Annotated in this window: 18 protein-coding genes; 14 read left to right on the plus strand and 4 right to left on the minus strand. The window is 70.8% G+C overall.

What is annotated here, in order from left to right:
* A partial coding sequence (locus CCN33_RS15835) for a TetR/AcrR family transcriptional regulator (protein WP_107483948.1) occupies positions 1-439 on the minus strand: 439 nt, incomplete at its 3' end.
* Positions 440-525: 86 nt separating this feature from the next.
* Between CCN33_RS15835 and CCN33_RS15840 the strand changes: the two genes are divergently transcribed.
* The 10 genes from CCN33_RS15840 to CCN33_RS15885 all read left to right on the plus strand — a co-directional run bounded on the left by CCN33_RS15840 (position 526) and on the right by CCN33_RS15885 (position 13,462).
* Positions 526-2,142, plus strand: coding sequence for a carboxyl transferase domain-containing protein (locus CCN33_RS15840; RefSeq protein WP_086694258.1), 1,617 nt, complete (start codon positions 526-528; stop codon positions 2,140-2,142).
* 15 nt (positions 2,143-2,157) lie between these two features.
* Positions 2,158-4,167 carry an acetyl-CoA carboxylase biotin carboxylase subunit gene (locus tag CCN33_RS15845; protein ID WP_086694259.1) on the plus strand — a complete coding sequence of 670 codons (2,010 nt, stop codon included), beginning with the start codon at positions 2,158-2,160 and terminating at the stop codon, positions 4,165-4,167.
* A gap of 15 nt (positions 4,168-4,182) precedes the next feature.
* On the plus strand, positions 4,183-5,118 hold the full coding sequence (locus tag CCN33_RS15850; protein ID WP_086694270.1) for a hydroxymethylglutaryl-CoA lyase: 936 nt from the start codon (positions 4,183-4,185) through the stop codon (positions 5,116-5,118).
* Positions 5,119-5,123: 5 nt separating this feature from the next.
* Positions 5,124-6,284 (plus strand): acyl-CoA dehydrogenase family protein, encoded by a 1,161-nt coding sequence (locus CCN33_RS15855; protein WP_086694271.1) that lies wholly within the window; start codon positions 5,124-5,126, stop codon positions 6,282-6,284.
* Between the two features lie 118 nt (positions 6,285-6,402).
* Positions 6,403-7,449: an ABC transporter substrate-binding protein gene (locus CCN33_RS15860; RefSeq protein ID WP_086694260.1), complete on the plus strand. Its 1,047-nt coding sequence runs from the start codon at positions 6,403-6,405 to the stop codon at positions 7,447-7,449.
* Between the two features lie 42 nt (positions 7,450-7,491).
* Complete coding sequence (locus tag CCN33_RS15865) at positions 7,492-8,337, plus strand: siderophore-interacting protein (protein WP_086694261.1); 846 nt, start codon at positions 7,492-7,494, stop codon at positions 8,335-8,337.
* Between the two features lie 131 nt (positions 8,338-8,468).
* The gene (gene desA / locus CCN33_RS15870; RefSeq protein ID WP_086694262.1) at positions 8,469-9,911 is read left to right on the plus strand and encodes a lysine decarboxylase DesA; all 1,443 of its coding nucleotides are present in this window, start codon (positions 8,469-8,471) and stop codon (positions 9,909-9,911) included.
* Positions 9,895-11,169 carry a lysine N(6)-hydroxylase/L-ornithine N(5)-oxygenase family protein gene (locus tag CCN33_RS15875; protein WP_208621768.1) on the plus strand — a complete coding sequence of 425 codons (1,275 nt, stop codon included), beginning with the start codon at positions 9,895-9,897 and terminating at the stop codon, positions 11,167-11,169. Before desA ends, CCN33_RS15875 begins: the two co-directional genes overlap by 17 nt.
* Positions 11,166-11,696: a GNAT family N-acetyltransferase gene (locus CCN33_RS15880; RefSeq protein WP_086694263.1), complete on the plus strand. Its 531-nt coding sequence runs from the start codon at positions 11,166-11,168 to the stop codon at positions 11,694-11,696. The genes CCN33_RS15875 and CCN33_RS15880 overlap by 4 nt, the downstream gene beginning before the upstream one ends.
* Positions 11,693-13,462 (plus strand): IucA/IucC family protein, encoded by a 1,770-nt coding sequence (locus tag CCN33_RS15885; RefSeq protein ID WP_086694264.1) that lies wholly within the window; start codon positions 11,693-11,695, stop codon positions 13,460-13,462. Before CCN33_RS15880 ends, CCN33_RS15885 begins: the two co-directional genes overlap by 4 nt.
* Positions 13,463-13,558: 96 nt before the next feature.
* Here CCN33_RS15885 and CCN33_RS15890 read toward each other — a convergent pair whose 3' ends face one another.
* Both CCN33_RS15890 and CCN33_RS15895 read right to left on the minus strand, forming a co-directional pair.
* Positions 13,559-15,160, minus strand: a complete 1,602-nt coding sequence (locus CCN33_RS15890) for a beta-N-acetylhexosaminidase (RefSeq protein WP_086694265.1) — start codon at positions 15,158-15,160, stop codon at positions 13,559-13,561.
* A gap of 246 nt (positions 15,161-15,406) precedes the next feature.
* Positions 15,407-16,978 (minus strand): purple acid phosphatase family protein, encoded by a 1,572-nt coding sequence (locus tag CCN33_RS15895; RefSeq protein ID WP_208621769.1) that lies wholly within the window; start codon positions 16,976-16,978, stop codon positions 15,407-15,409.
* A 164-nt stretch (positions 16,979-17,142) separates the two neighbouring features.
* Between CCN33_RS15895 and CCN33_RS15900 the strand changes: the two genes are divergently transcribed.
* Together CCN33_RS15900 and glmS are read left to right on the plus strand one after the other, a co-directional pair.
* The gene (locus CCN33_RS15900; RefSeq protein WP_030816599.1) at positions 17,143-17,400 is read left to right on the plus strand and encodes a hypothetical protein; all 258 of its coding nucleotides are present in this window, start codon (positions 17,143-17,145) and stop codon (positions 17,398-17,400) included.
* Between the two features lie 25 nt (positions 17,401-17,425).
* Positions 17,426-19,243 (plus strand): glutamine--fructose-6-phosphate transaminase (isomerizing), encoded by a 1,818-nt coding sequence (gene glmS / locus CCN33_RS15905; RefSeq protein WP_086694267.1) that lies wholly within the window; start codon positions 17,426-17,428, stop codon positions 19,241-19,243.
* Between the two features lie 222 nt (positions 19,244-19,465).
* On the opposite strand, the gene CCN33_RS15910 is transcribed toward glmS, so the two are convergent.
* Positions 19,466-19,993, minus strand: a complete 528-nt coding sequence (locus tag CCN33_RS15910; RefSeq protein WP_086694268.1) for a universal stress protein — start codon at positions 19,991-19,993, stop codon at positions 19,466-19,468.
* A 313-nt stretch (positions 19,994-20,306) separates the two neighbouring features.
* On the opposite strand from CCN33_RS15910, the gene CCN33_RS15915 reads away from it, so the two are divergent.
* A complete protein-coding gene (locus tag CCN33_RS15915) occupies positions 20,307-20,552 on the plus strand; it encodes a hypothetical protein (RefSeq protein WP_086694269.1) in 246 nt (81 codons plus the stop codon).
* Between the two features lie 387 nt (positions 20,553-20,939).
* The coding region (locus tag CCN33_RS15920; RefSeq protein WP_140394563.1) for an AraC family transcriptional regulator at positions 20,940-21,472 on the plus strand (533 nt) is incomplete at its 3' end.

Raw genomic sequence — 21,472 nt, forward strand, 5'->3', positions numbered from 1 at the left:
GGGTGGGGTGGGCCTCGCGGACGACGCCGACCCAGAGTTCGACGTACTGGCGCTGGAGCTGGCGGACGAGCTTGCGGTCGCTGTCGCGCAGCCGGTCCAGCTCGCGGTCGTGGAGGGTGATCAGCGGGCGGTCGTCCAGGGCGAAGTCGATGTGGCCCTCGATGAGGGAGTCGAGCACCGCGGAGGCGTCCGCGCGCCCGTCCGTCTCCGCCAGGCGGCGGCGCGCCCCGGTGAGGAGCTGGCCGCTGATGCCCACCAGCAGCTCCGCGAGCATCGCGTCCTTGCCGGGGAAGTGCCGGTAGAGACCGGGGCCGCTGATGCCGACCGCCGCCCCTATCTCGTCCACGCCCACGCCGTGGAACCCGCGCTCGGCGAAGAGGCGCGCGGCCTCCTTGAGGATCTGCTGGCGCCGGGTCGGGGCGTCGGTTCTGCTGGCCATGCGGGTCATTGTAGACAGCGAGGTTAGCGGTCGTTAACCTGAGGGAAATGCGTTAACGCTCATTAACAAGGTGAGGGGTTCGCAGGATGCACGAGGCACCGGAGCTGACGAGCGCGGCAGACCCCGCGTCGGAGGCCTGGCGGGCCAATGAACAGGCCCATCTCGCCCTGGGCGAGGAGCTGCGCGCCAAGCTGGCGGCCGCGGCCCTCGGCGGCGGCGAGAAGGCGCGCGCCCGGCACACCGCGCGCGGCAAGCTGCTGCCGAGGGACCGGGTGGACGCCCTGCTCGATCCCGGCTCCCCCTTCCTGGAGCTGGCTCCCCTCGCGGCCGACGGGATGTACGACGGTCAGGCCCCGGCGGCGGGGGTGATCGCCGGGATCGGCCGGGTCAGCGGCCGCGAGTGCGTGATCGTCGCCAACGACGCGACCGTCAAGGGCGGCACCTACTACCCGATGACGGTGAAGAAGCACCTGCGCGCCCAGGAGGTGGCCCTCGACAACCGTCTGCCCTGCGTCTACCTGGTGGACTCCGGCGGCGCCTTCCTGCCCATGCAGGACGAGGTCTTCCCCGACCGCGACCACTTCGGCCGCATCTTCTACAACCAGGCCCGCATGTCCGCGGCCGGCATCCCGCAGATCGCCGCCGTCCTCGGCTCCTGCACGGCCGGCGGCGCGTACGTCCCGGCGATGAGCGACGAGGCGGTGATCGTCCGCGACCAGGGCACGATCTTCCTCGGCGGCCCCCCGCTGGTGAAGGCCGCCACCGGCGAGGTGGTCACGGCGGAGGAGCTGGGCGGCGGCGAGGTCCACTCCCGCGTCTCCGGCGTCACCGACCACCTCGCGGAGGACGACGCGCACGCGCTCAGGATCGTGCGGAACATCGTCGCCACCCTTCCCGCCCGCAAGGACGCCCCCTGGGAGGTGACCCAGGCCGTCGAGCCCAAGGTCGACCCCTTCGGGCTGTACGGCGCGGTCCCGGTCGACTCGCGCACCCCTTACGACGTCCGCGAGATCATCGCCCGCGTGGTGGACGGCTCGCGCTTCAGCGAGTTCAAGTCCGAGTTCGGCCAGACCCTGGTCACCGGGTTCGCCCGTATCCACGGCCACCCGGTGGGCATCGTCGCCAACAACGGCATCCTGTTCTCCGAGTCCGCCCAGAAGGGCGCGCACTTCATCGAACTGTGCGACCAGCGCGGCATCCCGCTGGTCTTCCTCCAGAACATCTCCGGCTTCATGGTCGGCAGGGACTACGAGGCGGGCGGCATCGCCAAGCACGGCGCCAAGATGGTGACCGCCGTCGCCTGCACCCGCGTGCCGAAGCTGACGGTCGTGGTCGGCGGTTCCTACGGCGCGGGCAACTACTCGATGTGCGGCCGCGCCTACTCCCCCCGCTTCCTGTGGATGTGGCCCGGCGCCAAGATCTCCGTCATGGGCGGCGAGCAGGCCGCCTCGGTGCTCGCCACCGTCAAGCGAGACCAGATGGAGGCGCGCGGCGAGGAGTGGCCCGCCGAGGACGAGGACGCCTTCAAGGCCCCGATCCGCGCGCAGTACGAGAGCCAGGGCAGCGCCTACTACGCCACCGCCCGCCTGTGGGACGACGGCGTGATCGACCCGCTCCAGACCCGTCAGGTGCTCGGACTCGCCCTGACCGCCTGTGCCAACGCGCCGCTGGGAGAGCCCCGGTTCGGCGTCTTCCGGATGTGAGAGGGAGGGGAATTCGTGTTCGACACAGTGCTGGTCGCCAACCGGGGTGAGATCGCCGTACGGGTCATCCGTACGCTCCGCGCGCTCGGCGTGCGCTCGGTGGCGGTCTTCTCCGACGCCGACGCGGACGCGCGGCACGTCCGGGAGGCCGACACGGCCGTCCGGATCGGCCCGGCCCCGGCTTCGGAGAGCTATCTGTCGGTGGAGCGGCTGCTTCAGGCCGCCGCCCGCACCGGCGCCCAGGCCGTCCACCCCGGCTACGGCTTCCTCGCCGAGAACGCCGGCTTCGCGCGCGCCTGCGAGGAGGCGGGGCTCGTCTTCATCGGGCCGTCCGCCGACGCCATCGCCCTGATGGGTGACAAGATCCGGGCCAAGGAGACGGTGCGCGCGGCCGGGGTGCCGGTCGTGCCGGGCTCCAGCGGCAGCGGGCTGACCGACGCCGAACTGGCCGGTGCCGCCCGCGAGATCGGCATGCCGGTGCTGCTGAAGCCCTCGGCGGGCGGCGGCGGCAAGGGCATGCGCCTGGTGCGGGACGAGACCGCGCTGGCCGAGGAGATCGCGGCCGCCCGCCGCGAGGCCCGCGCCTCCTTCGGTGACGACACCCTGCTGGTGGAGCGGTGGATCGACCGCCCCCGGCACATCGAGATCCAGGTGCTCGCCGACGGCCACGGCAACGTGGTGCACCTCGGCGAGCGCGAGTGCTCCCTCCAGCGGCGCCACCAGAAGATCATCGAGGAGGCGCCCAGCGTCCTGCTCGACGAGACGACCCGCGCCGCGATGGGCGAGGCGGCCGTGCAGGCGGCCCGCTCGTGCGGGTACCGGGGCGCGGGCACGGTGGAGTTCATCGTGCCCGGGGGCGACCCGTCCTCCTACTACTTCATGGAGATGAACACCCGCCTCCAGGTCGAGCACCCGGTGACCGAGCTGATCACCGGCCTGGACCTGGTCGAGTGGCAGCTGAGGGTGGCGTCCGGCGAGCCCCTGGGCTTCGCCCAGGAGGACGTGACGCTCACCGGGCACGCGGTGGAGGCCCGCATCTGCGCCGAGGACCCGGCCCGCGGCTTCCTCCCCTCAGGCGGAACGGTCCTGCTGCTGGCCGAGCCGCAGGGCGACGGACTCCGCACCGACTCCGGGCTCAGCGAGGGCACCGAGGTCGGCAGCCTGTACGACCCGATGCTGTCCAAGGTGATCGCCTACGGCCCCGACCGCGCGACCGCCCTGCGCAGGCTTCGCGCGGCCCTCGCGGAGACGGTCACCCTGGGCGTCCCGACCAACGCGGGCTTCCTGCGCCGGCTGCTCGCGCACCCCGCGGTGGTGGCGGGCGAACTGGACACCGGGCTGGTGGAGCGCGCGGTGGACGACCTGATCCCGGCGGAGGTTCCGCCGGAGGTCTCCGCGGCGGCCGCACTGCTGCGCCAGGCGGCCCTGGCCCCGGCGGCGGGCGGTTCCGGCTGGGTGAACCCCTTCGCCGCGGCCGACGGCTGGCGGCTCGGGGGCGAGCGGGCGTGGACGCCCCACCATCTGCGCCTGCCGGGGCACGAGCCGGTGACGGTACGGGTCCGCGGCACCGCCGACGGCGGAACGGACCTGCTGCCGGACGGCGCCGAAGCCCCGCTCCGGGCCACTGCCGGTGCCCTCTCGGCGGACGGACGCCGCTTCACCTTCGTCCTGGACGGCGTGGCGCACACCTTCGCCGTGTCGCCGGACGGCACGTGGCTCGGGCGGGACGGCGACGCCTGGCAGGTGCGGGACCACGACCCGGTCGCCGCCTCACTGAGCCGCTCCGCGCACGCGGGCGCCGACTCGCTGACCGCGCCCATGCCGGGCACGGTGACGGTGGTGAAGGTGGCGGTGGGCGACGAGGTCGAGGCCGGGCAGAGCCTGCTGGTGGTGGAGGCGATGAAGATGGAGCACGTCGTCTCCGCCCCGCACGCGGGCACGGTCGCCGAACTCGACGTGACGCCCGGCAGCACGGTCGCCATGGACCAGGTGCTGGCCGTCATCGCGCCGAGGGAGGAGGCTTAGGTGAACGCCCTGCCCATGGTCGTCCCCGGTCCCGGCCTGCCCACGCGGGTCCGCATCCACGAGGTGGGCGCGCGCGACGGCCTGCAGAACGAGAAGACGGCCGTACCGACCGAGGTGAAGGCGGAGTTCATCCGCCGGCTGCGCGCGGCGGGCCTGACCACGATCGAGGCGACCAGCTTCGTGCACCCCAAGTGGGTGCCCCAACTGGCCGACGCCGAGGAGCTGTTCCCGCAGGTGTCCGACGTGGACGCCGAACTCCCGGTGCTGGTCCCCAACCAGCGCGGCCTGGACCGGGCTCTCGCGCTCGGGGCGCGCCGGATCGCGGTGTTCGCCAGCGCGACGGAGTCCTTCGCCAAGGCCAACCTCAACCGCACGGTGGACGAGTCGCTGGCCGTGTTCGAGCCGGTGGTACGGCAGGCCAAGGACGCGGGCGCCCATGTCCGCGGCTATGTGTCGATGTGCTTCGGCGACCCGTGGGAGGGCGAGGTACCGCTCCCCCAGGTGGTCCGGGTGTGCGCGGCCCTGAAGAACATGGGCTGCGACGAGCTGAGCCTCGGCGACACCATCGGCGTCGCCACACCGGGCCAGGTCCGCGCCCTGCTCACCCTGCTGAACCAAGCGGGCCTGCCCACGGCGGAACTGGGCGTCCATTTCCACGACACCTACGGCCAGGCCCTCGCCAACACCTACGCGGCGCTCCAGCACGGCGTCACGACCGTCGACGCCTCCGCGGGCGGCCTCGGCGGCTGCCCGTACGCCAAGTCCGCCACCGGCAACCTCGCCACCGAGGACCTGGTCTGGATGCTGCGCGGCCTCGGCATCGAGACCGGCGTCGATCTCGAGGCGCTGACCGCCACCAGCGTCTGGATGGCGGGCCACCTGGGCCGCCCGAGCCCGTCCCGCACCGTCCGCGCCCTCGGCACCACGACCCAGCCCGACAAGGACCAGTGATCAGCATGGACCACCGCCTCAGCCCCGAGCTGGAGGAACTCCGCCGCACGGTGGAGGAGTTCGCGCACGACGTCGTGGCGCCGAAGATCGGCGACTTCTACGAGCGGCACGAGTTCCCGTACGAGATCGTCCGCGAGATGGGCCGGATGGGCCTGTTCGGGCTGCCCTTCCCCGAGGAGTACGGCGGGATGGGCGGCGACTATCTGGCGCTGGGCATCGCGCTGGAGGAGCTGGCCCGGGTGGACTCCTCGGTGGCCATCACCCTGGAGGCGGGCGTCTCGCTGGGCGCCATGCCGATCCACCTCTTCGGCACCGAGGAGCAGAAGGCCGAGTGGCTGCCCCGGCTGTGCTCGGGCGAGATCCTGGGCGCGTTCGGGCTGACCGAGCCGGACGGCGGCTCGGACGCGGGCGCGACCCGTACGACGGCCCGGCTGGACCCGGACACCGACGAATGGGTCATCAACGGCAGCAAGTGCTTCATCACCAACTCCGGCACCGACATCACCGGGCTGGTGACGGTCACCGCCGTCACCGGGCGCAAGCCGGACGGCAAGCCGCTGATCTCCGCGATCATCGTGCCCTCGGGCACTCCGGGCTTCACGGTCGCCGCTCCGTATTCCAAAGTCGGCTGGAACGCCTCGGACACCCGTGAGCTGTCCTTCCAGGACGTCCGGGTGCCGGCCGCCAACCTGCTCGGCGAAGAGGGGCGCGGCTACGCGCAGTTCCTGCGCATCCTGGACGAGGGCCGCATCGCGATCGCCGCGCTGGGCACCGGGCTCGCGCAGGGCTGCGTGGACGAGTCGCTGCGCTACGCCAAGGAGCGGCACGCCTTCGGCCGGCCCATCGGCACCAACCAGGCCATCCAGTTCAAGCTGGCCGACATGGAGATGAAGGCCCACACCGCCCGCCTCGCCTGGCGCGACGCGGCAGCCCGCCTGGTGGCCGGCGAGCCGTTCAAGAAGGAGGCGGCCATCGCCAAGCTGTACTCCTCCACCGTCGCCGTCGACAACGCCCGTGACGCCACCCAAGTCCACGGCGGCTACGGCTTCATGAACGAGTACCCGGTCGCCCGCATGTGGCGGGACTCCAAGATCCTCGAAATCGGCGAGGGCACCAGCGAGGTCCAGCGCATGCTGATCGCACGGGAGTTGGGCCTTACCGGCTGACCTGGCGGCACATTCCGACGGGGGCGGACGCCCCGGCCCTGGACATACAGCAAGGTTAGGCTAACCTTGCTTCGAATTGCTCAGGCGGTGTCCGCCCCGGTCGAAAGCAGTCATACCCATGCCCCACACCCGTGCCACCCACCTCACTCGCCGCGGCATCCTCGCCGCGGGCGGCGCCCTCGGTCTTGGCGCCGTGCTCGCCGCCTGTGGTGACGACCAGGGGAAGAGCGGTGGCTCCGGGGGGCAGGCCAAGCCCGGCAGGTCCGGCGCGTGGAGCTTCAAGGACGACCGCGGCCAGACCGTGAAGCTGGACTCGGTCCCCACGAAGATCGTCGCCTTCACCGGTGTCGCCGCCGCGCTGTACGACTACGGCATCGAGGTGAAGGGCGTCTTCGGCCCCACGAAGACCAAGGACGGCAAGGCCGATGTGCAGGCCGGCGACATGGACGTCAGCAAGCTGACCGTCTTCGGCAATGTCTTCAACCAGTTCAACGTCGAGGAGTACGCGGCCTTCGGCCCGCAGGTCCTCATCACCACCACCTTCGACCCCAAGGGCACCCTCTGGTACGTGCCCCTGGAGTCCGCCGCGAAGATAGCCAAGCTCGCGCCCAGCGTCGCGATCTCGGTCTACGACCGCCCGCTCACCGGCCCCCTCCAGCGCATGTGGGAGCTGGCCGAGTCCCTCGGCGCCGACACCGGGTCCGCGAAGATCACCGACGCCAAGAAGCGCTTCGAGGCGGCCGCGGCCCGGCTGCGCAAGGCGGCCAGGTCCCGCCCGGAGATCAAGGTGATGGCCGGCTCCGCCGCGCAGGACGCCTTCTACGTCTCCGGCACCAACCTCTCCGCGGACCTCGAGTACTTCAAGTCCCTCGGCGTGAACTTCGTCGAGCCCTCGGAGGCGGCCAAGAAGCCCACCGGCGGCTGGTTCGAGACGCTGAGCTGGGAGAACGTCGACAAGCACCCGGCCGACATCATCATCATGGACGACCGCTCCTCGGCCATCCAGCCCGCGGACATCACCAAGGCCACCTGGAAGAAGCTGCCCGCCGTCAAGGCCCGCCAGGTCATCCCCCGCTCCGCCGAGCCGATCCTGTCCTACGACAAGTGCGCCCCGCTGCTGGAGAACCTGGCCAAGGCCATCGAGACGGCCAAGAAGGTCAGCTGAACCCTGCCCGCACGACCCCTTCCTGACGTTCAGGAGCCCCGCATGACGACGGCCGTGGCCGCCCCGTTCCGTTTCTTCGCCCTCTCGGTGGCCCGGACGAGGCGGCTCGGCCCGTCTCTGCTCCGGGTCACCTTCACCGGCCCCGAGCTGGCCGGGTTCCACTCGCTGGGCCGCGACCAGTCCCTCTCGCTGTTCCTGCCGCATCCCGGGCAGCGCGAGCCGGCGGTCCCGCTGGAGCTGGGCGACGACTGGTGGCACGGCTGGCGTGAACTCCCGGACGACGTCAGGGCGGTGATGCGCTCGTACACGCTGCGGGCACTGCGCCGGGACCCGGACGAGATCGACATCGACTTCGCGCTGCACGGCACCGAGCCCGGCGCTCCGGTCCCGGCCGGCCCCGCCTCACGCTGGGCCGCCGGGGCCGCCCCGGGCGACCGGGTGCTGCTGCTCGGCCCGGCGATCGCCGACAACCGGGCCATCCGGTTCCGGGCGCCGAAGGACACCGACCTGGTCGTCATCTGGGGCGACGAGACCGCCGTACCGGCCGCGACGGCCGTGCTGGAGTCGCTGCCGGCGTCCACCCGCGTGCTCGCCTGGCTGGAGGTGCCGCACGCCGGCGACATCCAGGACGTACGCACCGAGGCGGACGCCCGCATCACCTGGCTGGTACGGCACGAGGGCGCCCCCTCGGCCGTCCAGGCCCTGCGCGCGGCCCGACTGCCCCCACACACCAGCCCGTACGTCTGGCTCGCGGGCGAGGCCGGGCAGGTGCGGGAGCTGCGCCGGCACTTCGTCGGGGAGCGCGGCACCGACCGGCGGCGGGTGACCTTCGTCGGCTACTGGCGGCGCGGACTGACGGAGGAACAGCTCCGCGCGAGCGCCGCGTAGACGCGGGATCCCGCCAAGGACCCGTCGTCACGGGTGAGGTGTGTTCAGCGGACGCCTAATTAGGTTAGGCTTACCTAAGTTGGAGCCGCGGAACTTCGCTTCCCCTCGTGTTTCCCCCGGAGGACCCCCTCATGCGCTCGCACCTGCTCAATGGCCTCACCGCGGAGACGTACCGCCGCTCCGTGACCGAAGGAGTAGAGCGGGTGGCGGCCAAACTCGCCACCGCCGCAGGCCCGTTCACCGGAATCACCGTCGACGGCCTCGCTCCCCGCGTCGACTCCGTGGACCTCGACCAGCCGCTCGGCGACACCGCCGCCGCGCTGGACGAGCTGGAGGAGGTCTACCTCCGGGACGCCGTCTACTTCCACCACCCCCGCTACCTCGCCCACCTCAACTGCCCGGTCGTCATCCCGGCGGTGGTCGGTGAGGCCGTGCTCTCCGCGGTCAACTCCTCCCTGGACACCTGGGACCAGTCGGCCGGCGGCACGCTCATCGAGCGGAAACTGATCGACTGGACCAACGCCCGCATCGGGCTGGGACCCGCCGCCGACGGTGTGTTCACCTCCGGCGGCACCCAGTCCAACCTCCAGGCGCTGCTGGTGGCCCGGGAGGAGGCGAAGGCCGAGTCGTACGGCCGGCTGCGCGTCTTCACCTCCGAGGTCAGCCACTTCAGCGTGCAGAAGTCCGCCAAACTCCTCGGCCTCGGCCCGGACGCGGTCGTCGTCATCCCGGTCGACCACGACAAGCAGATGCACACCCTCGCGCTCGCCCACGAGCTGGAGCGCTGCGTCCGGGACGGGCTCACCCCGATGGCCGTCGTCGCCACCGCGGGCACCACCGACTTCGGCTCCATCGACCCGCTCCCCGAGATCGCGGAACTCTGCGCGCAGTTCGGGGTGTGGATGCACGTGGACGCCGCCTACGGCTGCGGACTGCTCACCTCGCTCAAGCACCGCGACCGCCTCGACGGCATCGAGCGCGCCGACTCGGTCACCGTCGACTACCACAAGTCCTTTTTCCAGCCGGTGAGTTCCTCCGCCGTGCTGGTCCGGGACGCGGCCACCCTGCGGCACGCCACCTACCACGCGGAGTACCTCAACCCGCGCCGCATGGTGCGGGAGCGCATCCCCAACCAGGTCGACAAGTCCCTCCAGACCACCCGCCGCTTCGACGCGCTCAAGCTGTGGATGACGCTGCGGGTGATGGGCGCCGACGGCCTCGGCGAACTCTTCGACGAGGTCTGCGAGCTGGCCCGGGAGGGCTGGCGGCTCCTCACCGCCGACCCCCGCTACGAGGTGGTCGTGGCGCCCTCGCTGTCCACCCTGGTCTTCCGCTACCTCCCGGCGACCGTCACCGACCCCGCCGAGATCGACCGCGCCAACCTGTACGCCCGCAAGGCCCTGTTCGCCTCCGGCGACGCCGTGGTCGCGGGCACCAAGGCCGACGGCCGCCACTACCTGAAGTTCACCCTGCTCAACCCCGAGACCACCGCGGCCGACATCGCCAGCGTCCTCGATCTGATCGCCGGCCACGCCGAGCAGTACCTGGGAGAGTCCCTTGACCGCGCTTCCTGAAGCCAGCCCCGTCCTCGACTTCGTGGGGATCGGCCTCGGCCCCTTCAACCTCGGCCTGGCCTGCCTCACCGAGCCCATCGAGGAGCTGACCGGCGTCTTCCTCGACTCCAAGCCCGACTTCGAGTGGCACGCCGGGATGTTCCTGGACGGCGCCCACCTCCAGACGCCGTTCATGTCGGACCTGGTCACCCTGGCCGACCCGACCTCGCCGTACTCCTTCCTCAACTACCTGAAGGAGAAGGGCCGGCTGTACTCGTTCTACATCCGGGAGAACTTCTACCCGCTGCGGGTCGAGTACGACGACTACTGCCGCTGGGCGGCCGGCAAGCTGACCAGCGTCCGCTTCGGCACCACGGTCACCGAGGTCACCTTCGAGGACGGGCTGTACGCGGTGCACACCGACGCCGGTGACACCTACCGCGCCGAACACCTGGTCCTCGGCACCGGCACCCCGCCCCACATCCCGGAGGCGTGCGAGGGTCTGGGCGGCGACTTCATCCACAACTCCCGCTATCTGGCCGCCAAGGCGGAGCTCCAGAAGAAGCGCTCCATCACCCTGGTCGGCAGCGGGCAGTCGGCGGCCGAGATCTATCACGACCTCCTCAGCGAGATCGACGTCCACGGCTACCGACTCAACTGGGTCACCCGCTCCCCGCGGTTCTTCCCGCTGGAGTACACCAAGCTCACGCTGGAGATGACCTCCCCGGAGTACATCGACTACTTCCACGCGCTCCCCGAGGACACCCGCTACCGGATCACCGCCCAGCAGAAGGGCCTGTTCAAGGGCATCGACGGCGACCTCATCAACGAGATCTTCGACCTGCTCTACCAGAAGAACCTCGGCGGCCCCGTCCAGACCCGGCTGCTCACCAACTCCGCACTCACCGGCGCCACTTACCGGGACGGCACCTACACCCTCTCCCTCCGCCAGGAGGAGCAGGGCAAGGACTACGAGCTGGACAGCGAAGGCCTCGTGCTGGCCACCGGCTACCAGTACCGCGAGCCGGAGTTCCTGAAGCCGGTCCGCGACCGCCTGAGCTACGACGGCCACGGCAACTTCGACCTGGGCCGCAACTACGCCATCGACGTCACCGGCCGGGGTGTCTTCCTCCAGAACGCCGGCGTCCACACCCACAGCATCACCAGCCCCGACCTGGGCATGGGCGCCTACCGCAACGCCTGCATCATCCGCGAGCTGCTCGGCTCGGAGTTCTACCCGGTCGAGAAGACCATCGCCTTCCAGGAGTTCGCCGTATGACCTTCACGATCCGCCCCCTCGACCCCCCGAAGGACGCGCGCCTGGTGCACGGCTGGGTGACCGATCCGAAGGCCGTGTTCTGGATGATGCAGGACGCCACGCCGGTGGATGTCGAGCGTGCCTATATGGCGATCGCGGCCGACGAGCACCACCACGCCTTCCTCGGTCTGGACGAGGGGGTGCCGGTGTTCCTGATGGAGAGCTACGACCCCGCGCACCGCGAGCTGGCCGGGCTGTACGAGGCCCGGCCGGGCGATGTGGGCATGCACTTCCTGGTAGCGCCCACCGACACCCCCGTGCACGGTTTCACCCGGCGGGTCATCACCGCCGTGATGACGCATCTGTTCGCCGACCCGAGCACCCGGCGGGTCGTCGTGGAGCCCGATGTGCGCAACACCGCCGTGCACGCGCTGAACGAGGCCGTCGGGTTCGTGCCCGCGGGCGAGATAGAGAAGCCGGAGAAGCGCGCCCTGCTGAGTTTCTGCACGCGGGAACGGTTCGAGGCGGCGACGGGGGTGGCGGCATGACCCTCGCCGACTCCGTGGCCCACCTCTCGCCCGAACGCTGGGACCTGGCCAACCGCCTGCTGATCCGCAAGGCCCTCGCCGAGTTCGCGCACGAGCGCCTGCTGACCCCCGAGCCGGAGGGCGAGGAGTACGTCGTCCGCAGTGACGACCACCTCACCTCGTACCGCTTCTCCGCCATGCGCCGGGGGCTGGACCACTGGCAGGTGGACGCCGGCTCGATCACCCGCATCCGCGAGGGCACCGAACTGCCGCTCGCCGCACTGGACTTCTTCATCGAGCTGAAGGAGGCCCTGGGGCTGAGCGAGGAGATCCTGCCGGTGTACCTGGAGGAGATCTCCTCCACCCTGTCCGGCACCTGCTACAAGCTGACCAAGCCCAAGGTGAGCGCGAAGGAACTGGCGGGGGGCTCGTTCCAGGACATCGAGACCGGGATGACCGAGGGCCACCCCTGCTTCGTGGCCAACAACGGGCGGCTCGGCTTCGGCGTCCAGGAGTACCTGGCGTACGCGCCGGAGACGGCGAGCCCGGTGAGACTCGTCTGGCTGGCCGGGCACCGCTCGCGCACCGCCTTCACCGCCGGCGCGGGCGTCGAGTACGAGGAGTTCTTCCGGCGCGAGCTGGGCGAGGCCACCCTGGAGCGGTTCCGAGGCGTGCTCACCGGCCAGGGCCTGGACCCGGACGACTACCTGCTGATCCCGGTCCACCCCTGGCAGTGGTGGAACAAGCTCAGCGTGACCTTCGCCGCCGAGGTGGCCCGCCGCAACCTGGTGTGCCTGGGCGAGGGCGACGACGAGTACCTGGCGCAGCAGTCCATCCGGACGTTCTTCAACCGGACGCACCCCGAGAAGCACTATGTGAAGACGGCGCTGTCCGTGCTCAACATGGGCTTCATGCGCGGTCTGTCGGCCGCGTACATGGAGGCGACCCCGGCGATCAACGACTGGCTGGCCCGGCTGATCGAGAACGACCCGGTACTCACCGCGACCGGCCTCACGATCATCCGCGAGCAGGCCGCCGTCGGCTACCGGCACCTGGAGTACGAGCGGGCCACCGACCGCTACTCCCCCTACCGCAAGATGCTGGCCGCCCTGTGGCGCGAGTCCCCGGTCCCCCGCCTAGCCGAGGGCGAGTCGCTGGCGACGATGGCCTCCCTGCTGCACACCGACCACGAGGGCGCCTCCTTCGCGGGTGCGCTGATCGAGCGCTCGGGGCAGCGGCCCACCGACTGGCTGCGCGACTACCTGCGGGCCTACTACGTGCCGCTGCTGCACAGCTTCTACGCCTACGACCTGGTGTTCATGCCGCACGGCGAGAACGTCGTCCTGGTGCTGGCGGACGGCGCGGTCCGGCGCGCGGTGTACAAGGACATCGCCGAGGAGATCGCCGTCATGGACCCCGACGCGGCCCTGCCGCCGGAGGTGCGGCGCATCCGGGTGGAGGTGCCCGAGGACAAGAAGCTGCTGTCGGTCTTCACGGACGTCTTCGACTGCTTCTTCCGCTTCCTCGCCGCCAACCTGGCCGAGGAGGGCGTGCTGGCGGAGGACGGCTTCTGGCGCACGGTCGCGGAGGTCACCCGCGAGTACCAGGAGGCCAATCCGCAGCTCGCGGAGAAGTTCGAGCAGTACGACATGTTCGCGCCGGAGTTCGCCCTGTCCTGCCTGAACCGGCTCCAGCTCCGCGACAACAGGCAGATGGTGGACCTCGCCGACCCGTCTGGCGCGCTCCAGCTCGTCGGCACCCTGGAGAACCCCCTCGCCGGGTTCTGAACCCCCACCGACGCACGGGCACCCCGGAGTACGGTCCTCCGGGGTGCCCGTCGCCCTTTCGCCGGCCCGTCCTCGGCCGGCCGGTCTGTCAGCCCGTCAGTCCGCCGGCCAGGGGACCTGCGGCGAGCGGTAGTAGTTGATGCCCAGGGCGTCCCAGCGCGGGGCCTGCGTGGCGAGCCGCACCCGGTAGGCGTTCCAGTCGTGGGTGGCGGCCGGTGACCAGCCGAGCTCCGCCGCGCCCGGCAGCCGCGGGAACGCCATGAACTCGAGGTCGGCGGACCTCTTCAGCGTCTCCGACCACAGGGGAGCCTCGACGCCCCTGATCGCCGAGGCGGGCGCTCCGTCGAGATAGGCGCCCGGGTCCCAGTCGTAGGACCGCCGCACCTCCACCAGACCCGCCCAGTCCAGGCCGAGCGGGGTGTCCTTGGTGTACTTCATGTCGAGGTAGACCCGGTCGGCCGGGGACAGGATCAGCCCGGTGCCGTTCCGCGCGGCCTCGGCGACCTGCGCCTTCTCCACCGCGCTGGTGCGGTCCAGGCCCCAGTACTGGGCGAGGGCGCCCTTGACCGGATGGGCGCCGGTGAGCTGGTGCCACCCGATGGCCGTCTTGCCGTACTTGGCGACGACCGGCTGCACACGGTCCATGAAGGTCACGTAGTCCGCGTGGCTGGTGGAGTGCGCCTCGTCACCGCCGATGTGCAGATAGCGGCCCGGGGTGAGCGCGGCCAGCTCACGGATCACGTCGTCCACGAAGTCGTAGGTGACCTGCTTGGGCACGCAGAGCGAGCTGAAGCCGACCTTGGTGCCGGTGTAGAGCGGGGGCGCCACGCCGTCGCAGTTCAGCTCGGCGTAGGAGGCGAGGGCGGCGTTGGTGTGGCCGGGCATGTCGATCTCGGGGACGACCTCGAGATAGCGGTCGGCCGCGTACCGGACGATCTCCCGGTAGTCGGCCTTGCTGTAGTGGCCGCCCTCGCCGCCGCCGACCTCGGTGGAGCCGCCGTACGCGGCCAGGCGCGGCCAGGAGTCGACGGCGATGCGCCAGCCCTGGTCGTCGCTGAGGTGCAGATGCAGCTCATTGATCTTGTAGAGGGCCAGCTGGTCGATGTAGCGCTTGACCTGGGCGACGGTGAGGAAGTGCCGGGAGACGTCCAGCATGGCGCCCCGGTAGGCGTAGCGCGGGCGGTCCTCGACGGTGCCGCCGGCGATCCGCCAGGGGCCGGGCTGGACGGTCTTCTTCTCGACGGCGGGCGGCAGCAGCTGGCGCAGGGTCTGCACGCCGTGGAAGAGGCCGGCGGGAGCGGCGGCGGTGATGGTGACTCCACCGGCTCCGCTGTGCAGCCGGTATCCCTCGGCGCCGAAGTGGCCCTTCTGCAGGTGGAGTCGGATGCCCCCGCCGCCGTGGTCGGTGAGCGGCAGCGGATAGCCGGTGGAGGGCCGCAGGATGCCGGTGAGGTACGCGCCGATCCGGTGGACCTCGGCGGAGCCGTCCACCCGGACGCGGGTCGCGCGGGTGATGCGGTACGGGGTTCCGCCCGGCTCGACCGAGGCGGGTGCCGGGACCACCCGGTCCAGGGCGGGCGGGTCGGCCGCCTGCGCGGGGGGGCCGGCGGCGAAGGTGAAGACACCGGCCGCCGCGACAAGCAGCAGTGATCCGAGGATCCGGGTCGTTCGGGGAGTGGTGCCGTGGTGCCGTCTCACATGCGCTCCCTTCGGATGTGGTCGGGACCACTCTCCCGCAGATCCGGTGAAACGCTCCCGCCCGTGGCGGCAACCGTCCGGCGGGACCGGCCCCTTGTTCTCCACGGTGACGCCCCGCGGCTGACGCCGGGGCGGACGGAACGTCAGCCCGTTCCGTCGCGAGCTGGCCGAACCGGGCGAGCCGCACCGCGAAGAAGTGCCGACTCGCACGGAGTTCGCCCCGGCCTTCCGCGCGGGCGCGTGGGTCTACTTCGCCCTGCGGGACACCGTGAAGTGGTCGATGCGCTCACCGGTCTCGGCGATGCCGGACACGGTCAGCGTGGTGTGCCGGCCCTTCGGCGCGGGGGTCACGTCCACGCGGAGGAACGAGTAGTCGAGGTAGCGCACGCGGGACCAGGCGACGGTCTCGGGCTTCTTGCCGTCCTTGAGGTTGACGAAGGAGGAGACGGACTCGACCTCGTGCTCGTGCCCCTCGTAGGTGTCGGGCGCGGTGAAGGCGTACAGGCTGCGGCCGGCCGCGCCCGCGGTGACGTAGACGACGCCCTCGGTCTCGGGGTAGGCGGTGCCGCCGACGGGGAGCTTCTTGACGACCGTGTCGCCCTTGATCACGTCGGTGCGCTCGTACTGGTGGTTGTGGCCGTTGATGACCAGGTCCACGGTGTACTTCTCGAACAGCGGCACCCACTCCTGGCGCACCCCGCCCTCGGAGGCGTGGGCGGTCGAGGTGCAGTAGGCGCAGTGGTGGAAGAAGACCACCACGAAGTCGATGTCCCGCGCGGCCCGGAACTTCTTGAGCTGGGCCTCCAGCCATGTGGTCTGGGTGCCGCCGGAGATGCCGAGGTTCGCCGGGATCTCGTAGGAGATGTCGTTGGCGTCGAGCGAGATGACGGCGGTGTTGCCGTAGACGAAGGAGTAGACGCCGGGCAGGTTGGCCGCGTCGGGGCCGTTGTCCGGGAGGGACCAGCGGGCCTCCTCGCCGCCGTAGCCGTTGGGCGAGTACCAGGCCTCCATGTCGTGGTTGCCGTAGGCGGGCATCCAGGGGATCTGCTTGGCGACGGACTCGGTCTGGTGCAGGAACTGGTCCCAGGTGCGCGAGTCGAAGCCGGTGTCGGTGGTCTTGCCCGCACCGGAGGGGTCGCCGTAGGCGATGTCGCCCGCGTGCAGGTGGAAGGCGGGGTTCTGGCCGAGGATCAGGGCGTTGTTGGCCAGACCGTGGTAGCCGACGCCCTCGTCGCCGAAGGCGGTGAAGGTGAAGGGCGCCTTGTGGGCGGGGGCGGTGGTGAAGGTGCCGAGGGTGCCGAGCAGGTGCGGCTCGGCCGGGTCGAAGCCCTGGTGGCCGACGCCGTAGTAGTAGGTCTGGCCGGGGCGCAGACGGCTCAGCCTCGCGTGTACGTAGTACTGGGTGTGGTCGCCGCTCGCGCCGACACCGGCCGGGGTGTGCAGGGTGCGGACCTCGGCCTCGATCTTGCGGGAGAGGTCCCAGGGGTGGGCGCCGACGCGGATGAAGGGCCGCTTCACGGCGACCGGCACCTGCCAGGAGACGGTGACCTCGGTACGCGGGTCGTTGCCCCAGGCCAGGTGGCGGCCGAAGGGGGCGGCCAGCGCGCCGTCCACGTGTTCGGCAGCGCGCGGTGCCGGGGCCGCGGGGGCCGCGGCGGCGGCCGGGGTCACGGCGCCGGGCACGAAGGCGCCGCCCGCGACGGTGCCGAGAGTGACGGCGCCGCCCCTGATCAGGGTGCGCCGGGAGAATCTGCTCCGCAGGTACTCGTGCCGCTCGGCCATGCTCATCCGCTCGGCCAGCTTCTCGGGTACGCCCATACGAGGAATGTCCATGACCAGCAAACTCGTGGCCGACGGCAACGCCGTCCAGGACGGGAAGTGGACACCGGGCGAACAGCGCGCCATGACCGCACCAACAGGTGCCTGCCCGGAATCGGGCACGATTCTTGCGAAACCGGCGTTCGTGCCCGAAGATCTACCGGGTGCACGAGGAACTTGTCGATCATTTGACGCGCTCAACCCCGCTCAGCCGGGGCGAGGCGCTGCGAGTGATACAGGACGTGCTCGCCTTCTTCGACGAGACGACCCAGGACTACGTCCGTCGTCGACACCGAGAACTGCAGGCCCAGGGCCTGCAGAACGCGGCGATCTTCGAACGGATCGATGCGGACCTGAAATACCGCGCGGTGGCGCCGCCCGAGCTCACGCTCCGGCAGTTGCGCCGCATGGTCTATGGCTGAGAAGCCAGGGTGAGGGAGCTAATACATGTGCGGAATTGTCGGATACATCGGTAAGCGGGACGTCGCTCCCCTGCTGCTGGAGGGTCTCCAGCGCCTGGAGTACCGGGGCTACGACTCGGCGGGCATCGTCGTCTCCTCCCCGAAGTCGGCCGCGCTGAAGATGGTCAAGGCCAAGGGCCGGGTCCGTGACCTGGAGGCCAAGGTCCCCACGCGCTTCAAGGGCACCACCGGCATCGCCCACACCCGCTGGGCCACCCACGGCGCCCCCTCCGACGTGAACGCCCACCCGCACATGTCGGCCGACGACAAGGTCGCCGTCGTCCACAACGGCATCATCGACAACGCCTCCGACCTGCGCCGCAAGCTGGAGGCGGACGGCGTCGAGTTCCTCTCCGACACGGACACCGAGGTCCTCACCCACCTCGTGGCCCGCGCGAGCGCCGAGAAGCTGGAGGACAAGGTCCGCGAGGCGCTCCGCGTGGTCGAGGGCACCTACGGCATCGCCGTGATGCACGCCGACTTCCCCGACCGCATCGTGGTGGCCCGCAACGGCTCCCCGGTCGTCCTCGGCATCGGCGAGAAGGAGATGTTCGTCGCCTCGGACATCGCCGCGCTGGTCACCCACACGCGCCAGATCGTCACCCTGGACGACGGCGAGATGGCCACCCTGAAGGCCGACGACTTCCGCACCTACACCACCGAGGGCACCCGCACCAGCGCCGAGCCCACCACCGTGGAGTGGGAGGCCGCCTCCTACGACATGGGCGGTCACGACACGTACATGCACAAGGAGATCCACGAGCAGGCCGACGCCGTGGACCGCGTGCTGCGCGGCCGCATCGACGACCGTTTCTCCACCGTGCACCTGGGCGGCCTCAACCTGGACGCCCGTGAGGCCCGCCGCATCCGCCGGGTCAAGATCCTCGGCTGCGGCACCTCGTACCACGCGGGCATGATCGGCGCCCAGATGATCGAGGAGCTGGCCCGCATCCCCGCCGACGCCGAGCCGGCGTCGGAGTTCCGCTACCGCAACGCGGTCGTCGACCCCGACACCCTGTACATCGCGGTCTCCCAGTCCGGTGAGACGTACGACGTGCTGGCCGCCGTGCAGGAGCTGAAGCGCAAGGGCGCCCGCGTCCTCGGTGTGGTCAACGTGGTCGGCTCGGCCATCGCCCGCGAGGCCGACGGCGGCATCTACGTGCACGCCGGGCCCGAGGTGTGCGTGGTCTCCACCAAGTGCTTCACCAACACCACGGTCGCCTTCGCGCTGCTCGCGCTGCACCTGGGCCGCACCCGCGACCTGTCGGTGCGCGACGGCAAGCGGATCATCGAGGGCCTGCGCAAGCTGCCCGCGCAGATCGCCGAGATCCTCAAGCAGGAGGAGCTGGTCCGCGAGCTGGCCGAGGAGTACGCGGAGAGCCGCTCGATGCTCTTCATCGGCCGTGTCCGCGGCTACCCGGTCGCCCGCGAGGCCTCCCTGAAGCTCAAGGAGATCACCTACATCCACGCCGAGGCGTACCCCGCCTCCGAGCTGAAGCACGGCCCGCTGGCCCTCATCGAGCCCGCCCTGCCGACGGTCGCCATCGTCCCGGACGACGACCTGCTGGAGAAGAACCGCGCCGCGCTGGAGGAGATCAAGGCCCGCAGCGGCAAGATCCTCGCGGTCGCGCACCAGGAGCAGGAGAAGGCGGACCGGACCATCGTGGTCCCGAAGAACGAGGACGAGCTGGACCCGATCCTCATGGGCATCCCGCTCCAGCTGCTCGCCTACCACGCGGCGAAGGTCCTGGGCCGCGACATCGACAAGCCGCGCAACCTGGCCAAGTCGGTGACGGTGGAGTAGGTCCACCCCCGCGGATCAAAGAAAACGGACCCTCGCGCGAGCCGTCGTGGGGGTCCGTTTCTGTGCCGCTGCGCCCCGGCCGGTGGCCGTCACCCACCGGCCGGCAGCACGACTCACCTGCGGCGTCGGCTGTTGTATGCCCGGCACGGGGGCGGGAACACTTTTACGCGCGAGTAGCTTTACGGAGCGCGAACGGGTGTGGCGTCAGGGGTAGTCGGGGTCTCAGGGGATCACGATGACGGGCCGCCGGGCCCGTTTGGTGAGGCGTCCGGCCACGGAGCCGAAGATCCGTCCCGCGATGCCGTGCGTGGAGCCGACGACGATCGCGTCCGCCTCGTACTCCCGCCCGACCTCCTCCAGTTCATGGCAGATGTCGCCGCCGCGCTCCACCAGGATCCACGGCACCTCGCTCAGATGGTCGGCGCAGGCCAGCTCCAGGCCGAGCACCTCGGTGCGGTGGTCGGGAACGTCGACGAAGACGGGCGGCTCGCAGCCGGCCCACACCGTGGTGGGCAGCCGGTTGGCCACGTGGACGATGATCAGACCCGAGCCGGAGCGGTGGGCCATGCCGACCGCGTAGGCGAGGGCGCGCTCGCTGGAGGTGGAGCCGTCGAAGCCGACGACCACTCCGTGCCGGAAGGCGGGATCGCAGGAAGGGCGTGCCTCTTGAGCCGTCAGGGGGTCGGTCGCCGTGGGTTCGGCTACCGGCCGCTTGCGGTCCGCGGGTTCGAAGAATTCGTGACCGGCCATGGCTGTCTCGGCGTCGTGATCCTTGTATGAAGGGGGACATCGTGCGGCGGAGCTGTGTCCGGGAAACGTCTTCCCCTGCCCATACCCCCAAGGGTACGGCGGCACGCCTCCCCGTCGCAGTTCGCGCACACGCTCCGTGAGCGGCCCTCCGGGACGTCCCGAGGGGTTCCAGGGAGCATGCACGAGCGGCGCCCCTTACGCAATGGTCGCTGCCCCGTACAGGCGGTTTGCCGGGACCCGCCCCTCATGGGGTGACCGTCCGGCCGTCCGCGCGTTGAACCCCCTGGAACCGACGCCCCCAGGGAGCCCGCAGATGCCCGCACCCCGCTCCGCGCCCGGCCCCGACACCGCGCGCGAGGTGATCGGCTGGGCGGTGTTCGCCTGCGTGCTGGTGCCGGTGGTCCTGCTGTGGTGCGGTACGGCGCCGGTCACAGCCGTGGGGGCGGGGCTGGGACTCGCCGGCGTCACCCTCGCCTGCCGGACGCTGCTGCGCCGTTCGCTGCGGGAGGCCGCGCGGGGAGTCACAGATCACACGGGAGCCAGTACACCGGTCGACTGACCGGTTTCCGCACCCTCGAACGCCGGTTTTCAGCCAAGTTCCTAATATCGCTCCGGAGGGGTCCCAACCACCCTTCAACCCCCGTTCCACCTGCACAAACAGGGGTCGTCCGACCCGTCGGACCCTATGCGGTTTGGCCACCCCGCCCAGGCGTACTTCCCTGCACGCCCCACGAGTGCAACCCTTCGTGATCGAATGCTTCACGCCAAGTTGTCATGTCGACAATGCACCGCGTGTGGAACTGGCCACCGACAGACCGCGGGAGCCAGTAGATTTCGATCTTGATGTCTTACGGCGGGGGACTCGTGCAGGACCGAGGGGAAACGTGCAGGAGCGACAGACCCGAAGCGTAAAGGGAGCCGCGACCACCGAGGGGGGCTTAGCAGTATGAGCCACGACTCCACCGCCGCGCCGGACGCCACCGTCCGCAAACTCGCCGGGCGACGCCGCAAGGAGATCGTCGCGGTGCTGCTGTTCAGCGGCGGCCCCATCTTCGAGAGTTCCATACCGCTTTCGGTGTTCGGGATCGACCGCCAGGACGCCGGAGTGCCGCGCTACCGACTGCTGGTGTGTGCCGGCGAGGACGGCCCGCTGCGGACCACGGGGGGCCTGGAACTCACCGCGCCGCATGGCCTGGAGGCGATCTCCCGCGCGGGCACGGTCGTCGTGCCGGCCTGGCGCTCGATCACCTCGCCGCCACCGGAGGAGGCGCTCGACGCGCTGCGCCGGGCGCACGAGGAGGGGGCCCGCATCGTCGGCCTGTGCACCGGGGCGTTCGTCCTGGCCGCGGCCGGCCTGCTGGACGGCCGCCCGGCCACCACCCACTGGATGTACGCGCCGACGCTGGCCAAGCGCTATCCGTCGGTGCACGTCGATCCGCGTGAGCTGTTCGTCGACGACGGCGACGTGCTCACCTCGGC

The sequence above is a fragment of the Streptomyces recifensis genome, assembly GCF_002154615.1.
In the GTDB taxonomy this organism is placed as follows: Bacteria; Actinomycetota; Actinomycetes; order Streptomycetales; family Streptomycetaceae; genus Streptomyces; species Streptomyces griseoluteus.